Source organism: Aeromonas sp. 602658 (assembly GCF_049173005.1).
In the GTDB taxonomy this organism is placed as follows: Bacteria; Pseudomonadota; Gammaproteobacteria; order Enterobacterales; family Aeromonadaceae; genus Aeromonas; species Aeromonas veronii_A.
This window is the reverse complement of record NZ_JAAKRF010000018.1, coordinates 31,978-48,789: the sequence shown is the minus strand read 5'-3', so window position 1 is coordinate 48,789 and position 16,812 is coordinate 31,978. Positions and strand designations below refer to the sequence as shown.

The following is a 16,812-nucleotide window of genomic DNA, read 5'->3' as shown; positions in this document are numbered from 1 at the left end:
CTCCGTTAGTTCGCCGCCGGACAAGCCGGGGCGTTGCTGAGCAGTTCGGGTTGCTCCTGCTGCAGTTTAAGCAGGTTCTTCACCGCCTTGACCACGGCTCGCGGGGTGATGGTGGCGCCGGTAAAGGCATCGAACTCGCCGCCATCCTTCTTCACCGCCCACTGGGGCTCGTTGTCATGGGTCAGGAATTTTCCGGCAAAGCTGTTGATCCAGTCCGATTTTTTCAGCTCGATCTTGTCACCGAGGCCCGGGGTCTCGTTGTGAGCGAGCACGCGCACGGCGGTGATGGTGCCCTTGGCATCAAAGCCCGCCACGATGCGGATCGCCCCGCTGTAGCCATCCGGCGCGATCGCCTCCAATGCATAGCCGGTCACCACGCCATTCTTGCTGGCGGTATAGAGGGCTTGCGGCTGATCGCTGCCGAGATACTTCCTGCTGGTCACCTGCTTGCAGCTGGCCACAAGATCGTTGTCATAGCTCCCCTCCGGCAGCAATACCGAGAGAGTCTGCTGTTTCTCCAGCTGTTGCTGGTGGGCGATTTTATCCTTGGTCAACTCGTTGGTCAGTACCACCAGCGCGGTACAGCCGAGCGCGAACATCGCCAGAATAAGGCCGTTCTTGCGCATGCTCTTTAACATGTCCGGGCTCCGTCAGCTGTGATGGGGAAAGAGGGCAGAAACATCATTGGCGACGGGCTCCATACACTTTCGGGCGAGTCAGGCTGTCAATAAAGGGTACGCAAAGGTTGGCCAGCAGCACGGCGAAGGCGAACGCATCCGGATAGCCGCCAAAGCGGCGAATGATGTAGACCAGCACCCCGATCAGCACACCATAGACCAGTCGGCCGCGCGGTGTGGTGCAGGCACTGACCGGATCGGTGGCGATAAAGAAGGCCCCCAGCATGGTAGCGCCGCTAAAGAGATGGAACATGGGCGTGGCGGTCGCATCCGGGCTCACCAGATAGCCGATGGTGGAGGCCGCCAGCAGGGCACCGAGAATGGCGGTCGGAATGCGCCAGTTGATCACCTTCTGCTGCAGCAGGAACAGGCCGCCCAGCAGATAGCCGAGGTTGACCCAGCTCCAGCCGATGCCGCCCCAACCCTCGAACAGCGGGCCGCTCAGGATCTCGCCTGTGGTGAGCCCCTGGGTCAGGCCGGTTTTCAGGGTATCGAGCGGAGTCGCCATGGTGAGACCATCCACCCCCTGCTTGAGCTGGGCCATGCTGTAGCCGTCGAGGCTAAAGCCGGTGAAGATCACCGACGCCGCATCACCAAAGCCGAGGCTGTAGGCGCGCACGCTCTCCGGCGGCAGCCAGCTGGTCATCTGCACCGGGAAGGAGACCAGCAGCAGCACATAGGCGACCATGGCCGGGTTGAACAGGTTCTGACCCAGTCCGCCGTAAAGGTGTTTGGCAACAATGATGGCAAAGGCCGTGCCCACCACCAGCATCCACCACGGCAGCAGCGGCGGCAGGGAGAGACCGATCAGCACGGCGGTGAGCGCCGCACTGCCATCCATCAGGGCAGGCTTGATGGCGCGGCCACGGAGCTTGAGCACCAGCGCCTCACACAGCAGCGCGGTCACTAACGCCAGCAGGATCTGGATAAAGGAGCCCCAGCCGAAGAACCAGGTCTGGGCCAGCAAGCCCGGCACGCAGGCCAGGATCACCAGCAGCATCAGGGTTCGGGTCTGTTTGCGGTTATGGGCAAACGGCGCAGTCGCGATATTGAACATGGATTAGTGCATTACCTCGTTGTTTAACGATGGGCCAGCGAGCATCAGCGCGGCTCGGCGTCGGATGATGATCCCTCATCCGGGGTGGCCCCACTGGCCCTGGCCGCGTCGGCAGCCAGTTTTTTCGCCTTGGCGCGGGCGACGGCAGCGGCGATGGCTGCCTTTTTCGGGTCAACGCTCACCTCGGCAACGGCCTCGCTCACCGGCTCGGCGAGTGCTTGCTCACCGCAAGTCCCTTCTGCTGCCTGCATTGGCTCACCTTGTTCAGCTGCCTGCTGGGCCGCCTTTTTGGCTTTGGCTCGGGCGATGGCAGCAGCGATAGCCGCTTTCTTGGGATCAACTGCTTCGCTGGCAGCAGATGGCGCATCGCCTTGCGAGCCTGCGTCTGCTACCGCGCTGTTGGCTGCGCTTACCGGTTCACCATTCGCCTCGGCCTTTTTGGCTTTGGCACGGGCAATGGCGGCGGCAATTGCTGCCTTTTTCGGGTCAACTTCTGCCTTTTGCTGATCGGCATCTACCGCAGGCGCAGCAACGGCTTCGGCAGTCACAGGCTCGGCGCTCTCGCCAGCCTGAGCTGCTTTCTTGGCCTTGGCGCGGGCCAGTGCGGCAGCGATGGCTGCTTTCTTGGGATCGCTGGCGGGGTCAACCGCCTCGGCGGGTTGCGCCGCAGCGGCAGTGTCGCTGTTTGCGCTCTCTGCCAGCTTGGCGGCGCGGCGCGCCTCCGCTTCCCGTTTGCGGGCTTCGCGGGCGGCAATCACAGCGCTGTTGTCGGGCAAGCCCTCGGCGGTGGCGGCAATGGCGGTAATGGGCGCATCCTGCTTGGCCTTGATGCGGGCGAGGGCGGCTGCCACCGGATCTTCGCCGCCTGCGGCCGTCATAGTCTGACGGCGCTGGGCGGCGGCTTCGGCATGGCGCGCTTCGCGGGCCGCTTTCTCCCGCTCGAAACGGGCCTGCTTGGCCTCGAAACGCTGCTTGGCGCGTTCGGCTTTTTCGGCCTCGGCACGGGCTTCGCGAATGTCGTCTTTGGCGATCTTGTAGTACTGCACCAGCGGGATCTCGCTCGGGCAGACCCAGGCGCAGGCGCCGCACTCGATGCAGTCCATCAGGTTGAGCTTCTCGGCCTTGTCATACTCCTTGGCCCGGCTGTACCAGTAGAGCTCTTGCGGCAGCAGGCTGGCCGGGCAGGCATCGGCGCAGGCGCTGCAACGGATGCAGGGCTGCTCCGGGCCGGGGGCAGGCAGTTCGGCCTGCGTCGGCGCGAGCAGGCAGTTGGTGGCTTTGACCACAGGCACCATGGCGTGGGGCAGGGTAAAGCCCATCATGGGGCCACCCATGATCACCCGCTGCTCCGCTTCCGGTTGCAGCTCGAAACGCTGCAACAGCCAGCGTACCGGCGTACCCAGGCGCACCCAGGCGTTGCCGGGCTGCTTGAAGCTGTCGCCGGTGAGGGTGACGATCCGCTCGATCAGCGGTTCGCCGTCGATAATGGCGCGTTTGATGGCAAACACGGTGGCGACGTTGAGCACCATGATGCCGATATCGACTGCGCGGCCCCCCTTGGGCACCTGACGGCCGGTGAGCAGCTCGATGGTCTGCTTGGCACCGCCCGAGGGGTACTTGGTCGGCACCGTCTTGACCAGCACATCTTCATCGGTGGCGTGGCGGGTCAGTTGCTCGATCGCCTCGGGCTTGTTGTCTTCCACCCCGATCAGGGTGAGTTTCGGTTTGAGCAGGTGCTTGAGCACCCGGATGCCATCCATGATCTCGTCGGCGTATTGCTGCATCAGCCGATCGTCGGTGGTGATATAGGGTTCGCACTCCAGCCCGTTGACGATCAGGATCTCGGTGAGCTGGCCGCGGCCGTCGAGCTTGCTGTGAGTGGGGAACACGGCGCCGCCAAGGCCCGCTACCCCCGCCTGCTGGATGCGTTCGAGCAGCTCACCCCGCTCCAGATTCCAGTAATCGGGTTTGCCATTGCGCTCGCCCCAATCATCTTCCCCATCCGGGGTGAGAATGACGCAGAGATCGCCGAGCCCGGAGGGGTGGGCAACCGTGTGGTTGCCAATCTCGGTGATGGTGCCGGAGGTGGAGGCATGGACAGGGACGACCCGCCCCTTGGCATAACGGGTCAGCGGCTGCCCTTTTTTGACCTTGTCGCCCACCTGCACCAGCAGATCGCCGGCGGGGCCTGCGTGCTGGCGCAGCGGAATGATGAGACGTGGCGGCAGACCGGCGTCTACCACCGGGCTCTGGCTTGATTGCAGCTTGTTGTCGGCGGGGTGAATGCCACCGTGAAAGTCCCAGAGCGTGCCGGCTTTGATACGTTCGAGTAAGGAATGCATGGTTGCTCCGCTGTTTATTCCACTATCTTGACCGGAATCTTGCCCGGAACATGCACGTTATTGAGATCCCACTTCCAGTTATCGACCGTGGTGGGCACCGGGATCATCTCGATGCAGTCGGTCGGGCAGGGATCGACACAGAGATCGCAACCGGTGCACTCGTTGGCAATCACGGTATGCATCGCCTTGGTGGCGCCGACAATGGCATCCACCGGGCAGGCCTGAATGCACTTGGTGCAGCCGATGCACTGATCTTCGTGGATAAAGGCGACCTTTTTGACTGGCACTGCGGCCTCGTCACTGCCCCCCAGCGGCTGGGGCTCGACCCCCATCAGATCGGCAATCTTGCGCATGGTGGCCTCGCCACCGGGCACGCACTTGTTGATCTGATCGCCGTTGGCGAGCGCCTCGGCGTAGGGTTTGCAGCCGGGATAGCCGCACTGGCCACACTGGGTCTGGGGCAGCAGGGCATCGAGCTGATCGACGATGGGGTCTGCTTCCACATGAAACTTGACGGCGGCAAAGCCCAGGATAATCCCGAACGCCAGCGCCAGCAGGGTGAGCACCAGAATGGCAAAGAGAATATGGATCATGGTTATATCTTGATTAGGCCGGTAAAGCCCATAAAGGCCAGCGACATCAGACCGGCGGTGATCATGGCAATCGACACCCCGCGAAACGGTGCGGGCACATCGGCGGCGACCAGACGCTCGCGCATGGCGGCAAACAGGATCAACACCAGCGAGAAGCCGGTGGCGGCGCCAAAGCCGTAGATCACGCTCTGGATAAAGTCGTGTCGCTCATTGATGCTGAGCAGCGCCACCCCGAGCACCGCGCAGTTGGTGGTGATGAGCGGCAGGAAGATCCCCAGCAGGCGATAGAGGGTCGGGCTGCTCTTGCGCACCACCATCTCGGTAAACTGCACCACCACGGCGATCACCAGAATAAAGGCGAGGGTGCGCAGATAGGCGATATCCAGCGGCAGCAGGATATAGTGCTCCACCAGATAGGAGCTGGCACTGGCGAGGGTCATCACGAAGGTGGTCGCCAGCCCCATGCCGATGGCGGTTTCCTGCTTGCCGGAGACCCCCATAAAGGGGCAGAGGCCGAGGAATTTCACCAGCACGAAGTTGTTAACCAGCACGGTGCCGATCAATAAAAGCAGGTACTCAGTCATCAATTACCGTCACTGAAAGTCGGGTTATCGGGGGTTGAAGGCGGGCGGTATTATCTGACGTTAGGGCCAGTTAAACAACCGCAAGGCCGCATGGTTATTATGCAACTGGATAATTTAGCCGGGGTTTTGGGCAAGAATCCGGTGGGTTTTGCGTCATCTTCCCACCGGGTGAGAAGCCTTACTAACCAACAGCCAGTTTGGCGGCCTCTTTCCACATAAATGGCGGCATCGGAGTAGTGAGACGCCATTTAATGTTCATCGGTTGGCTGCCAGTGTGGGATACGTACTCCACCTCACCAAAGTTCACAAAGCCAAGGATGCGGCCAAATTCATCTTTGCTCTGCTCACGAACGAACAGAAACAAGCGCTTACCTTCTGCTCTGTGGTTTATGTAACTCAGCCCCTTACCCCGTTCTGGGCGAGCGCTGTTTTGGCTCTGCCAATGAAACAGCGACTCGTTGATGGCGTAGTCGTGATAACGGGTAGTGGGGGAGAAGTGCTGTTCCGTTTTGTTCAAGGTCACGAACAGCAACTCGATATTTTGCTCTGCGATGACATAGACCCCTTCGCGGGCCGTGGGTTGCTGCGCGAAGGTGGTCGCGCCAAAGCCAACCAGCACCTGCTCTCTGGCATAGCGAGCATGCAGTTGCAGCGGATTACCGGGAAGGTTTGGCATGGCGCTTTGTTCGTGTTGCACCCGGTTGAGCAGCATGGGCAACAGATCTGCCAGCTCGGCCCTTAACTCTGGTTGATTGAGTTGTTTCAGGCTGTGCGCCAAGGAGCTAAAGCCTGCATTGGGGCCGCTCTGTTGCCAGAAGTCGTAATGGCACATCAAGGCCATACGTTCATCGTGTTCGGCCGTTAAGGTAAAGGCGTCTGCCACCAAGGTTTGTAAGAATTTCAAGTAATGGAGCGCATCGCAGCCCAATAGCCGGGTTTTGATGGCCCGGGTGTAGAGGGTCGACAGCTTCTCATCGCTCATTTCAGAAATGGTATGGTTGCTAGCCTGTTTGACCAAGGCGCTCCAGTTACCGCGCTTGTAGATCTCCTCAAGGCTGATGTGAGGGTAGAACTTCAAAAAGTTCGCCAGCGTCAGTGGTAAATCACAGTCCTGTGAGAAACAGCGGATCAGGCCCATGAGGCGTGAGGTATTGAGGGTCGCCTTCTTGATATTGCTCAGAATTAACTCTTGGGTCTGTTTTGAGAGTTCGATGCGGCAGCCCAAGGGGGCGTGAGGGAAGCCCTGTTTGATCTCGTGGCTGATCGCCTTATTAGTTTTACCCACCAGTGCCCGGAATTTCTGGGCAAAGTCATACTCAGCACGGGCATTGCCAACAAAGTCCAACACGGTGCAGCACTCTTTATCGCTCGCCAGCCGCAGGCCGCGCCCTAATTGCTGCAAGAAGATAGTGAGGCTTTCCGTTGGTCGTAAAAATAGCAAGGTATCGACTTCCGGGATATCAACCCCTTCGTTTAAGATATCCACCACGCAGAGAATATTGATAACGCCGGTACGCAAATCTTGTTGTTTGCTATACCGTTCTTCTCGGTTATCGCTGGTGAGAATATCAGCCTTGATGCCCTTCAATAAAAAGGCCTTGCGCATAAAATCGGCATGTTCACGGCTCACACAAAATGCCAGCGCTTTTATCTTGGTAATATCGGTGACGATCTCATTGAGGCTCTGGACTATTTTCTGTACCCGCTGCTGGTTATGGGTATAGATATTGGTGAGTTCAGTGATGTCATAACGGCCATTTTTCCAAGCCACTTGGCGCAAGTCAGTATCATCATCGATACCAAAATATTGGAACGGACAGAGATGGCGACGATTGATGGCCTCGGGCAAGCGGACCTCTGCTGCGATGACACCACAAAAGTCGGCAAGAATATCACCGCCATCATGGCGCTCTGGCGTTGCGGTTAATCCCAACAGAATGTGAGGTTCAAAGGCGGCGAGCAGACCGCGATAACTGGCCGCCGCAATATGGTGAACCTCATCAATGACGATGTAATCGAAATAATCTGGGCTAAGAGGTAAATTAGCCAGCTGGTTATTCAAGGATTGCACCGAGGCAAATAGTTGACGGTAGTGGGTTGGCACGGCGCCGCCGACTAAGAGTTCGCCAAAATTGGATTGCTTGAGCACACCGCGGTACGAGGCTAATGCTTGGCGCAAGATCTCCTCTTTGTGGGCGACAAACAGGAACTTGGCATCGGGTTTGGTTTTCAGAAAACGCGCAAAATCAAAGGCGGATATCAGGGTTTTCCCTGTACCGGTGGCCGCAACCACCAAGTTACGGAAGCGCTGGTGTAAAGCGCGCTCCATCGCCAATTGTTCAAGGATCTCCAGTTGATGGGGAAACGGCGTGATATCAAAGAAATAGGCAGGGCTATTTTTGTCCCCATCCCCACGGGCCTCTTGCAGTGCATGCTGCAATTTTGTACGGCTTTCGAGCTTGCCATCAAACAGCTCAAAATCATCGGATTCCCAATAGGTTTCAAAGGTACTCAGGGATTTCTCGATAATATGAGGGATCTCTTGCGAGGTGATTTTTAGGTTCCACTCCAAGCCGCTGGTGAGGGCAGAGTGAGAGAGATTGGAGGAACCTATATAGCCGGTATGAAAGCCGGTATTTCGGCAAAAGAGATAGCTCTTGGCATGCAACCGCTCGCGCTGGGTGTTATAGCTGAGTTTGACTTCGGTATTTGGGAGGCTGGCTAAAAATTCAACTGCCTTGGCATCGGTCGCCCCCATATAAGAGGTAGTAATTACTTTTAATTGGCGGCCGCTGTGAGTGAACTCTTCCAGCTCATGACGGAAAATCCGGATACCTGCCCATTTGATAAATGAGACCAGCCAGCAGATGCTATCTGCCGATAAAATTTCCCGTTTAATCTCCGACTCCATCGACAAACCCGCATTGCTGCCACAAAACAGTTCGCTCTGAGTGAGACCTGTCAGAGGGAAAATATCCTCGGCATATTGCTTTAAATTGGCGGAGATGGGGTTATCCAACTGGTAGAGTGCTGTCAGAATTTTTCCCTGACTATCGATGAGGTTCTCGCCAATAAAGTCTGGGTCTTGGGTGCGATCCTTTAGCCAAAGCAATAACTGGTTAGCCAGCTCAATCTGCCGTTGCAGCTGCTCCTCTCCAGTTACCGAGCCCACCGCATATTCCAAAACCCGGCTCAGAAATCTGGATAACCAAACTGCCGCTTCGGCAGGCTCAAGTTGGCGTTCCCCCACGTAAAAGCGCTCGCGGTCGAGTCGAGATGTCAGCAGTTGAGTAATGAGCTGTTCATAAATACCGCATTGTTGCATCGCACTTTAGCCTTGAACGTTGTACATGAGGGTGGCGAGAAGAGTATCATTTTTTCCAACCAAATCAGTAAGCTGTTGTCGCCTGTTACTCGTTTGAAAATCGCCCCGGTTTTCGGTAATAAAGCCCGGCAGTGACAACCACAGGGAGGTGGTGATGGATCCGGTTTCCTATCTTTTTTCGGCTTATCTCAATCTGGTACAGCAGCAGGTTGCGGATATCTATGGCACTGAGGCCAAGACGCTGGTGGTGCAGTATGAGGGGGAGTCGGTCCCGTTCTCTTTTCAGCTGTGGCAGATCCAGCAGCCGAGCGTTTGTCGTCCCTACCAGCAGGATGTTCGGCGTTTTAGCCAGTGCACGGTCAAGGCGTCCGCCCTGTTTCACAAGCTGTGCGATGACTTGACCCGGCAGGATGACAGCAGTTGGCAACTGCCCAAATTTCGCACCATGTACTGCTCGGCGGCCATCAGTTATCGGCCGATGATTGCAGAGATTGGGGATGCCAAGCAGAGTCCTGCCAAGCTGGCGGAGCGCGCCTGCAATCAGGCGATTCTGGCGGCAATGGACAGTGACGATGAAGCCCTGCTGGCCCAGCGGGAGAAAGCGTGCGCAGCGGTGCAGTAAAGCGAATTTATCTGACCAGATCATTTGCGCTCGCTTTGCGCGTCACGACACACATGGGCTTCACCTTGCCGGGTATGATGGGGTTGCCCGCCGTGGCGGCAACAGCCGGATGTTTGCGGGTATATGCCGGTCACATCAGCCAGATCACCACCAGGAGGTAACCATGATCAGCCATATCGACCATCTGGTATTGACGGTCAGTGATATCGAACGGGCCGTGGAATTTTACAGCTCGGTGCTCAATATGGAGGCCATTACCTTCGGTGCGGGGCGCCGGGCGGTAGGGTTTGGCAACCAGAAGATCAATCTGCAACTGCTGGGGCAGGAGCCGCGCAATCGGGCGCAGGTGGGGTCGGGAGATGTCTGCCTTATCACCCGCTGGCCGCTGGAGCAGGTGATGGCCCAGCTTGCCTGCCACGGGGTGGAGATTGTCGAGGGGCCGGTGACCAAAAGCGGTGCCTGCGGGCCGATAGAATCTGTCTACTTCCTCGACCCTGACCAGAACCTGATAGAAGTCAGCATCTATCCCTGAGCCCACCAAGCCATCAGTCCCATCGCCATCATCAATAGAAAGGGGCCGTCAATTGACGGCCCCTTTCTTGTATCGCCATCGACCCAGCGCCAGTGGCTCTTTGCCGATACTCCAGAGACGCCCTAGAAAGGCACGCTGCTCTCGTCGCTCTCCTGTAAAAACTGCTCCAGTTCGGCCTGATAGGCCGCATCATATTGACCACTGCTGGTTGGGGTTACGGCGGCAGACGGGGCGACGGGAGGGGCGGTGAGGGTCTCCATTACCCGCTGCTGCAGATAGGGGTAGAAGGGGTTGGAGGAGGTGCGGGTGAGGGCACCGGGGTTGACGATCAGCACGCCGCGCTCACCACGCAGGGCCAGACCGCCGAGATTGATGCCGTATTGCTCCCGCTGCTGCGGGCGCGCTGCCATGCCATAGAGGGGGTCGTCCATCGGGAAGGGGAGCGCCACATGGGAGAGGGAGTAGATCTCTCTGGGATAGTCGATACCCAGCAGGCGAACCTGCTCAGGCTGGTCGGCGCAGGCCAGCGTTCTGGCCTGCGTTGCGGGGGCGGTTGGCTCGACATTGCCCACCACGGTGAGGCGATAGTGCCCGGGGGCGTTTGGCAGCAAGCGGTGCAGCGCCAGCTCGGAGGCCGAGCTCATCAGCGGGCCAAACAGGGTGCTGCGGTTGATATCAAACAGCACCAGTTCGCTGCCGTTGGCAGGCAGGTAGTGGTAGAGATCGGCAATGATGGAGCGGGTGCTGACGGTGTAGTCCATCACCGACTGGAAGGTGAGGGCGGGGGGAAACGCCGCCAGCTCGCCACTGGCGGCCAGTTGGCGCACCTGCTGCTGGATGGCGTGGGTCAGGCGATAGGACTGGCGCGCGCCGTTGACCGGAAACGAGTTGTACTTGAACGGGTTGAACTCCGGCATAGTATCGAGCCAGGCGGCGTTGGCAAAGGCGGGCAGCAGGGCAGGCACGGCCTTGAGCCCGGCGAAGCGGGCAAAGCGGGTCACCCCGATCATCGGAGAGATCAGTACCAGCCGATCCGGTTTTGCCAGTGCGCCGCTCGGGTTGGCCAGCGCATCGAGCGCATATTTCACCGCCAGCGCGCCGCCGTTGGAAAAGCCCACCAGATGCAGCGGTCGCTTGCCCGGTGCCAGCAATCTGGCTTCCCGCACCGCCAGTCGGGTAGCGGCCAGCCAGGTCTCCCAATCCACATCCACGAGGCCAGCGGGCACGGTGCCGTGGCCGGGGATCCGCAGCCCCAGCGCGATAAAGCCCTGCTGCTGATAGCGTCTGGCCAGATGGCGCAGGCTGTAGGGGGAGTCGGTCAGGCCATGCAGCAGCACCGCGACCCCTTTGACTTCACCCTCGGGGCGCAGCAGGTAGGAGCGGTTCCAGTTCTGCTGAAAGCGGGCGGGATTGATGGGGGCATCCTGATAGTAGCGATTGCTGGCCAGTTGCTGTGCTGGCGGCGTCTTGGCGACTACCTCGGTGGCTACCAGCTCGAACAGCTCTGCTTCGCGGGCCAGATAGGCTTGCCAGTCGCTGCGATCGAGCTCATCGGCGCTGAGTTCGGGGGGCACCACTGTGTGCCACAGCTGCAGCGGCGCTGCCTGCCAGGCGAAGTAGGCGATCACCGCCCACGCGGTCAGCAACAGCAGCAACAGGGTCAGCAGAGCACGGCGAACAAGGCGGCGAGTGTGAGCCAGCATGGTGCAATCCTTGGCGATAGGGGGGCCGCCTCTGGGCGGGCGAGTTTGGCGCAGCACATTGGGCGCGGCCAACCAGCTTAAAGCCTAATGGAAACAAGGTGATATGTATAGTTGATGGCGTTCGGCCGTGCTGGCTGTGGGCGCCTGATCCCGCCGTTGGCATCAGGCTGGCAGTTCGAAGGTTGTATCGCGGGCCATCTGGCGGCGTGAACTTGTCCGCGGATGCCTGCTTGGGCGCTGCGACCTTGCAACTATCTGCCCCTGAAAGGGGGCAATTATGCTACTGTAGCGGCGTTTTTTGATGGATAAGCTGGCATTGGCCTTTTTTGAAGATGGAATGGTATGCAGAACTTTGACGTAGTGAATTGGCTGATGCAGCAGACAGCCTCCCCGGCACAGCCGGAACAGGCGATGGTACAACCGGGCGTGGCCCAGAACCTGTGGCAGGTGCCCCATGCTGGCTAACGAATCCATGCGCCTGAACAAATACATCAGCGAGAGCGGTATCTGCTCGCGCCGCGAGGCCGACCGCTTTATCGAGCAGGGCCACGTCTTTATCAACGGCAAGCGGGCCGGGATTGGCGATCAGGTGCAGGTTGGCGATCTGGTCAAGGTGAACGGTCAGGTGATCGAGCCGCGCGAGGCGGACAGTCTGGTGCTGATCGCCCTCAACAAGCCGGTGGGCATCGTCAGTACCACAGAGGCGGGCGAGAAGGACAACATCGTCGATTTCGTCAACCACAGCACCCGGGTCTTCCCCATCGGGCGGCTCGACAAGGATTCGCAGGGGCTGATTTTCCTCACCAACCACGGCGATCTGGTCAACAAGATCCTGCGGGCGGGCAACGATCACGAGAAAGAGTATCTGGTGACCGTCGACAAGCCGGTGACCGACGAGTTTGTGCGCGGCATGGCGGCCGGGGTGCCGATCCTTGGTACTGTGACCAAGAAGTGCAAGGTGAAGAAAGAGGCACCGTTCGTCTTTCGCATCACCCTGGTGCAGGGGCTGAATCGCCAGATCCGCCGCATGTGCGAGCACTTCGGTTTTGAAGTGACCAAGCTGGAGCGCATTCGCATCATGAACGTCAGCCTCAAGGGGCTGCCGGTGGGCGAGTGGCGCGATCTCACCGACGACGAGCTGATCGATCTGTTCAAGCTGATTGAGGACTCCTCCTCCGAGGTGAAACCGGCCAAAGGCGACAAGCCCAAGGCGGCCAAGGCTCCTGCGGCGCAAACCGCCAAGCCGGGGCAGGGCAAGAAGCCGCGCCGCGATGACGATCACGAGATTGGCGGTCGTCCCAATGTGCCGGGCCCGGAAGCCTTCGAGAAGAAACTGCCGGTGGGCAAGGGTGGCGCGGGCAAAGGTGCTGCCAACAAGGGCGGCGCTGGCAAAGGGGCTCCCGGCAAGGGCGGCAAACCGGCCGCAGGCAAGCCGCGCACCGCTAACAGCGGACGGCAGAAGAAGGGGCGCTAAGTTGCCCCCCTGAGCGGCGTCAGCCTCGTCTTTTCACCCCCAGCACTGTTATCCCCAACACACCGGCCTCAGGCCGGTGTGTTGCTTTGGGCCGCAGCGCTGGCCGGGAGGGGGGCTGAAAGGGTTGGCTCGCTGGCGGTCGTTAACCCCATAACGCGAGGGTAGTGGCGCGGGTCGAGGCGCAGCACCAGCAGGCTCATCAGCAGCAATCCTCCCAGTTGCCACTGCCAGGCGGCCGCAAAGTCGCCCACATAGTGATAGAGCCGCGCCGCCACCCAGGGGCCAGTGGCTGCCAGCATAAAGCCGAAGCCCTGCATCAGGGCGCTTAAGGTGCCCGCACGGCGTGGGTCTGGCAGGTGATCGAGCGCAATCACCATGATCAGCGAAAAGCTGCCGCCAAGACCGGCGCCGCACAGCATGCACCAGAGAATCGGGGCACTGGCTGGCGCCAGCCAGAGGCCGGCAAATCCCGCCAGCTGCATGGCGATGGCAAGGCCCATCCACGGCCGCCGGTCCATCTTGCGTGCCGCCAGCAGCGGCAAGCCGAGGCCGCTGGCGGTCTGCGCTAGTGCCAGCCAGGCGACCAGCTCGCCCGCCTGCGTGGCGCTCCACCCTTGCGCCATATAGGCGGGGGCCAGCCAGGCTACCACGATGCCGTAGCCACTGTTGATGATGCCAAAGCAGACGATCAGCAACCAGCTGCGGGGCAGGGTGATCAGCCGCTGTTCGCCATCGGGAATGGCGACAGCCGCGGCCCGCGGTAGACGCACTTTCCACCCTAGCCAGATGAGGGCCAGCAGCACCGGCAGGCTCCAGAGCGCCAGCGCCTGCGACCAGTCGAGGCTGGCCGCCAGCCTTGGGGTAAGGCTGGCCCCCAATGCCCCGCCCCCCATCATGCAGGCGGAGAAGATCCCCATCACCAGCGGTACCTTGTGGGCGAAGGCCTGCTTGATAAGGGCGGGCAGCACCCCCTGTACCAGTGCCGACCCCAATCCACACAGCGCCGCGCTGGCGATCAGCAGGGCGCCGCTCTGGGCATCGAAGCGCATGGCGCTGCCAATGCCGAGCAGCAGCAGGGCCAGCCCCAGCAGTTGGCACGCACTGGCGCGTCTACGCAGGCTGGGGGTGAGCAGCACGCCAATCCCGATGAGCCAGAGCGGCAGCAGGGTAAGCCAGGCGAGGGTGTCCATCCCCAGCGACAGGGCGCGGCCAATCTCGCCGCTCAGCGGGCCGATGGCGGTAAGAAAGGGGCGCAGATTCAGGCCAGTCAGGATCACCAGCACCAGCAGGGCAAACTGCTGGCGGCGCGCTTCTGCCGGGCGTTCGAAAGTCCCTTTACTCATGATCAGGCGCTGCTTGTTGCGGCTGGTGGCCGTAGAGATCCGCCGCCGTCATGGTGACGGCCAGTTTGACCAGCGGCAGAGGTGGCGGTGCCAGCGGCAGTCCCAGCGTTTGATAGGCGGCAGTGCTGTCAAAGCCGAACGGGGCCGCATCGGCGTTATCAAAGGCGTAATAGACGGCGGCTATACCGTTCATCACCAGCGCGCCGAGGCACATGGGGCAGGGGTGACCGCTGGCATAGACGATGCTGCCCGCGAGCGGCGCGCTCTGGCTTGCCTTGCGCAGCGCCTCCAGCTCGGCGTGACGGGTGGGATCGCCATCCAGATGAATGCCGTTGACCGCGCTCGCTACCAGCTGGTCATCGCGCACCAGCAGGGCGGCGAAGGGGCGACCGCCCTGCCGGTGATTTGCTCTGGCCAGTTGCACCGCCTGCTCCAGCCATTGTCGGTGAGTCTGGAGTGAGGTTGATGGGGTGAGCGAGCGAAGAGGGGTAGACGCTACAAGAGGCTGTGACATGATGAAAAACCCTGATTTGACAGAACAAATGCCAGCCTAGCGGCGAAAAAAGTCATTTTGAAATTAAATGATAGAATGAGTTTCAGTGGTTTTGTAAATGGAGTGCCCCATGCTGGATCCCCTGTTGCTGCGCAGTTTTGTCGCCATTATCGACACCGGCAGTTTTACCCGCGCCGGTGAACGGGTTCATCTGACCCAATCCACCATCAGCCAGCAGATCCGCCGCCTTGAGCAGCAGCTTGGCTGTCCGCTGCTGGACCGCTCCGGTCGGCAGGTGGTGGCGACGGCGGAGGGGGAAAAATTGCTGGGGCTGGCCCGCCGCATTCTGGCGCTGCTGGCGCAGGCCGAGGAGCAGGTGAGCGAGGGGAGCTTGTCCCTCAGCCTCGGGGTGCCGGAGGATTTCGCCGCAGGCGCCATTACCCCTGTGCTGGCCGCCTTTGCCCGTGACTACCCCGAGGTGCGGCTGGAGGTGCAAAGTGGCCTGAGCCACGAGATCTGGCAGCGCTTCGAGGCGGGAGAGCTGGATCTGGCGCTGGTCAAGCAGACTCGCGGGCAGGGTTCGCCCCTTGCCAGTTGGCGCGAGCCGCTGGTGTGGGTCGACAGTCGCGACTGGCCCGCACGGGAACGGGATCCGCTGCCGCTGGTGGTGTTCCCGAGCGAAGGGCTCTATCGGCGGCAGATGACCGAGGCGCTCGATGGCCTCGGTCGGCGTTGGCGTATCGCCTATGTCAGCGCCAGCCTTGCCAGCTTGCAGGGGGCGGTGAGCGCGGGGATCGGGGTGAGCTTGCTACCCAAACGGTTGATGCCCGCCGATCAGCTGGCCCTGACCCAGTGGCCCAAGGTGGCGCCGGTGGAGCTGGCCCTCCATGCCGGGGTAAGCGGGAGCGAACCGCTCACCCGCTTGAGCACGGCCCTGATCGCCCTCTGTGACGAGGTGATGGGGCCGCAGTAACTTGTGGTATGGGGAAAACTGAAGTCGGAAAGATAAACGGGGGATCAGTGATCCTTCCCCTCCGCCAGCTTGCGCTCGTAGTCATTTTTGACGATGGCCAGCGCCGCCAGCACCAGTTCGGGGGCCAACTGGTTGGTTTCCAGCAGTTCAATCAGATCCACCGCGAGTTTCACCTCGGGCGGGGCAGTTTCCAGTGACATGGGCAGGGTTCCGGTTGCGGGAAGAGGGGGGATTATACAGGGGCGCCGCCGTTGGCCGAAAGCGCCCTCTCTATCGGGCAGGGGAATCACCAAGGTCAGAGGTGCTGGCGCATCTCCTTGTCGATCTCCTCGCGCAGGGCAATCAGCTTTTTGGCGTACTGCTGCAACTGCAGATCGCTCTCGCTCACCGGTTGCCACTGAGGTACCGGGGTCGGTTTGCCCTGCTCATCCATCGCCACAAAGATGATGATGCAGTGGGTGGTCTTGTGGCGCTCGGTCTCGGTGGGGTGGCGGCTGTAGACATCCACCGCCAGATGCATGCTGGTGGTGCCGGTATGGATCACCTGGGCGTGAACCTCCACCAGCTGGCCAATCTGGATGGGGCGCAAAAAGCGGATCCCCCCCACATAGACGGTCACCGCATAGCCGCCGCACCAGCCGGCGGCGCAGGCATAGCCCGCCTGATCGATCCACTTCATCACCATGCCGCCATGCACCTTGCCGCCGAAATTGACGTCGGAGGGTTCGGCCAGAAATTGCAGGGTCAGTTCACGGGGGGGGATCATGCTCTCTCCTTGGTTCGGGGTCATTGACGGTAGCTCTTGCGGTAGGCGTCAGCCTGTTGGCAGGGGGGCAGGTTGTTGAGGTCGGGCCGCTTGTTGCCCTCGCGCTGGCCGAAGCTGGTGAACTCCTGCTGACACTTGTCGGCCTTGCCGCCCTCCTTGATGCAGGCGTCGATCCGCTGTTGCTTGCCCTGCTCGACCAGTTGCTGCTGAGCTTGCTGGCAGGCGGCATCCAGCTTGGCCTGCTGGGCTGAGCGATCCAGCTCGCTGGCGGCACTGGCAGTGCCGCACAACAGCAGAACCACGAAAGGGGTGATGATGCGCATCCTGA

General features: G+C 60.6%; 17 protein-coding genes. 5 read left to right on the top strand and 12 right to left on the bottom strand.

The genetic code is table 11. The annotated features are described in order from the left end of the window. Positions 1-5: 5 nt before the first annotated feature. From rsxG to G5253_RS13540, 6 genes are all read right to left on the bottom strand, one after another. Positions 6-638 (bottom strand): electron transport complex subunit RsxG, encoded by a 633-nt coding sequence (rsxG, locus tag G5253_RS13565; protein WP_005359614.1) that lies wholly within the window; start codon positions 636-638, stop codon positions 6-8. A gap of 43 nt (positions 639-681) precedes the next feature. Further along, a complete protein-coding gene (gene rsxD / locus G5253_RS13560) occupies positions 682-1,734 on the bottom strand; it encodes an electron transport complex subunit RsxD (protein ID WP_005337606.1) in 1,053 nt (350 codons plus the stop codon). A 44-nt stretch (positions 1,735-1,778) separates the two neighbouring features. Next, on the bottom strand, positions 1,779-4,076 hold the full coding sequence (gene rsxC / locus G5253_RS13555; protein WP_266135086.1) for an electron transport complex subunit RsxC: 2,298 nt from the start codon (positions 4,074-4,076) through the stop codon (positions 1,779-1,781). A 14-nt stretch (positions 4,077-4,090) separates the two neighbouring features. Then, positions 4,091-4,669 carry an electron transport complex subunit RsxB gene (gene rsxB, locus G5253_RS13550; RefSeq protein WP_005350799.1) on the bottom strand — a complete coding sequence of 193 codons (579 nt, stop codon included), beginning with the start codon at positions 4,667-4,669 and terminating at the stop codon, positions 4,091-4,093. A gap of 2 nt (positions 4,670-4,671) precedes the next feature. Further along, positions 4,672-5,253: an electron transport complex subunit RsxA gene (gene rsxA, locus G5253_RS13545; protein ID WP_266135085.1), complete on the bottom strand. Its 582-nt coding sequence runs from the start codon at positions 5,251-5,253 to the stop codon at positions 4,672-4,674. Positions 5,254-5,434: 181 nt separating this feature from the next. Beyond that, positions 5,435-8,578 (bottom strand): DUF3427 domain-containing protein, encoded by a 3,144-nt coding sequence (locus tag G5253_RS13540; protein ID WP_266135084.1) that lies wholly within the window; start codon positions 8,576-8,578, stop codon positions 5,435-5,437. A 154-nt stretch (positions 8,579-8,732) separates the two neighbouring features. On the opposite strand from G5253_RS13540, the gene G5253_RS13535 reads away from it, so the two are divergent. Continuing rightward, the gene (locus tag G5253_RS13535) at positions 8,733-9,200 is read left to right on the top strand and encodes a hypothetical protein (protein ID WP_107682341.1); all 468 of its coding nucleotides are present in this window, start codon (positions 8,733-8,735) and stop codon (positions 9,198-9,200) included. A gap of 163 nt (positions 9,201-9,363) precedes the next feature. Further along, positions 9,364-9,732: a VOC family protein gene (locus G5253_RS13530; RefSeq protein WP_076493698.1), complete on the top strand. Its 369-nt coding sequence runs from the start codon at positions 9,364-9,366 to the stop codon at positions 9,730-9,732. 122 nt (positions 9,733-9,854) lie between these two features. Here the strand turns inward: G5253_RS13530 and G5253_RS13525 are convergent, their stop codons facing one another. Beyond that, on the bottom strand, positions 9,855-11,435 hold the full coding sequence (locus tag G5253_RS13525) for an alpha/beta hydrolase (protein ID WP_266135083.1): 1,581 nt from the start codon (positions 11,433-11,435) through the stop codon (positions 9,855-9,857). Positions 11,436-11,777: 342 nt separating this feature from the next. Here G5253_RS13525 and G5253_RS13520 point away from each other — a divergent pair, with 342 nt between their 5' ends. After that, positions 11,778-11,900 (top strand): hypothetical protein, encoded by a 123-nt coding sequence (locus tag G5253_RS13520; RefSeq protein ID WP_266135082.1) that lies wholly within the window; start codon positions 11,778-11,780, stop codon positions 11,898-11,900. Continuing rightward, complete coding sequence (gene rluF / locus G5253_RS13515; RefSeq protein WP_266135081.1) at positions 11,890-12,909, top strand: 23S rRNA pseudouridine(2604) synthase RluF; 1,020 nt, start codon at positions 11,890-11,892, stop codon at positions 12,907-12,909. Before G5253_RS13520 ends, rluF begins: the two co-directional genes overlap by 11 nt. A 68-nt stretch (positions 12,910-12,977) precedes the next feature. Here rluF and G5253_RS13510 read toward each other — a convergent pair whose 3' ends face one another. Both G5253_RS13510 and G5253_RS13505 read right to left on the bottom strand, forming a co-directional pair. Beyond that, positions 12,978-14,252, bottom strand: coding sequence for a cyanate transporter (locus G5253_RS13510; RefSeq protein WP_266135080.1), 1,275 nt, complete (start codon positions 14,250-14,252; stop codon positions 12,978-12,980). Further along, entirely contained in the window at positions 14,245-14,766 is a 522-nt protein-coding gene (locus G5253_RS13505; protein ID WP_216978455.1) for a nucleoside deaminase, read from the bottom strand. The genes G5253_RS13510 and G5253_RS13505 overlap by 8 nt, the downstream gene beginning before the upstream one ends. Positions 14,767-14,875: 109 nt before the next feature. Here G5253_RS13505 and G5253_RS13500 point away from each other — a divergent pair, with 109 nt between their 5' ends. Continuing rightward, a complete protein-coding gene (locus G5253_RS13500) occupies positions 14,876-15,718 on the top strand; it encodes a LysR family transcriptional regulator (protein WP_266135079.1) in 843 nt (280 codons plus the stop codon). Between the two features lie 44 nt (positions 15,719-15,762). Here G5253_RS13500 and rsmS read toward each other — a convergent pair whose 3' ends face one another. From rsmS to G5253_RS13485, 3 genes are all read right to left on the bottom strand, one after another. Next, a complete protein-coding gene (gene rsmS, locus G5253_RS13495; RefSeq protein ID WP_005359642.1) occupies positions 15,763-15,918 on the bottom strand; it encodes a pleiotropic regulatory protein RsmS in 156 nt (51 codons plus the stop codon). Between the two features lie 95 nt (positions 15,919-16,013). Further along, complete coding sequence (locus G5253_RS13490; protein WP_216953284.1) at positions 16,014-16,484, bottom strand: acyl-CoA thioesterase; 471 nt, start codon at positions 16,482-16,484, stop codon at positions 16,014-16,016. A 20-nt stretch (positions 16,485-16,504) separates the two neighbouring features. Further along, complete coding sequence (locus G5253_RS13485) at positions 16,505-16,807, bottom strand: hypothetical protein (RefSeq protein WP_227342393.1); 303 nt, start codon at positions 16,805-16,807, stop codon at positions 16,505-16,507. Between the last annotated feature and the right edge of the window lie 5 nt (positions 16,808-16,812).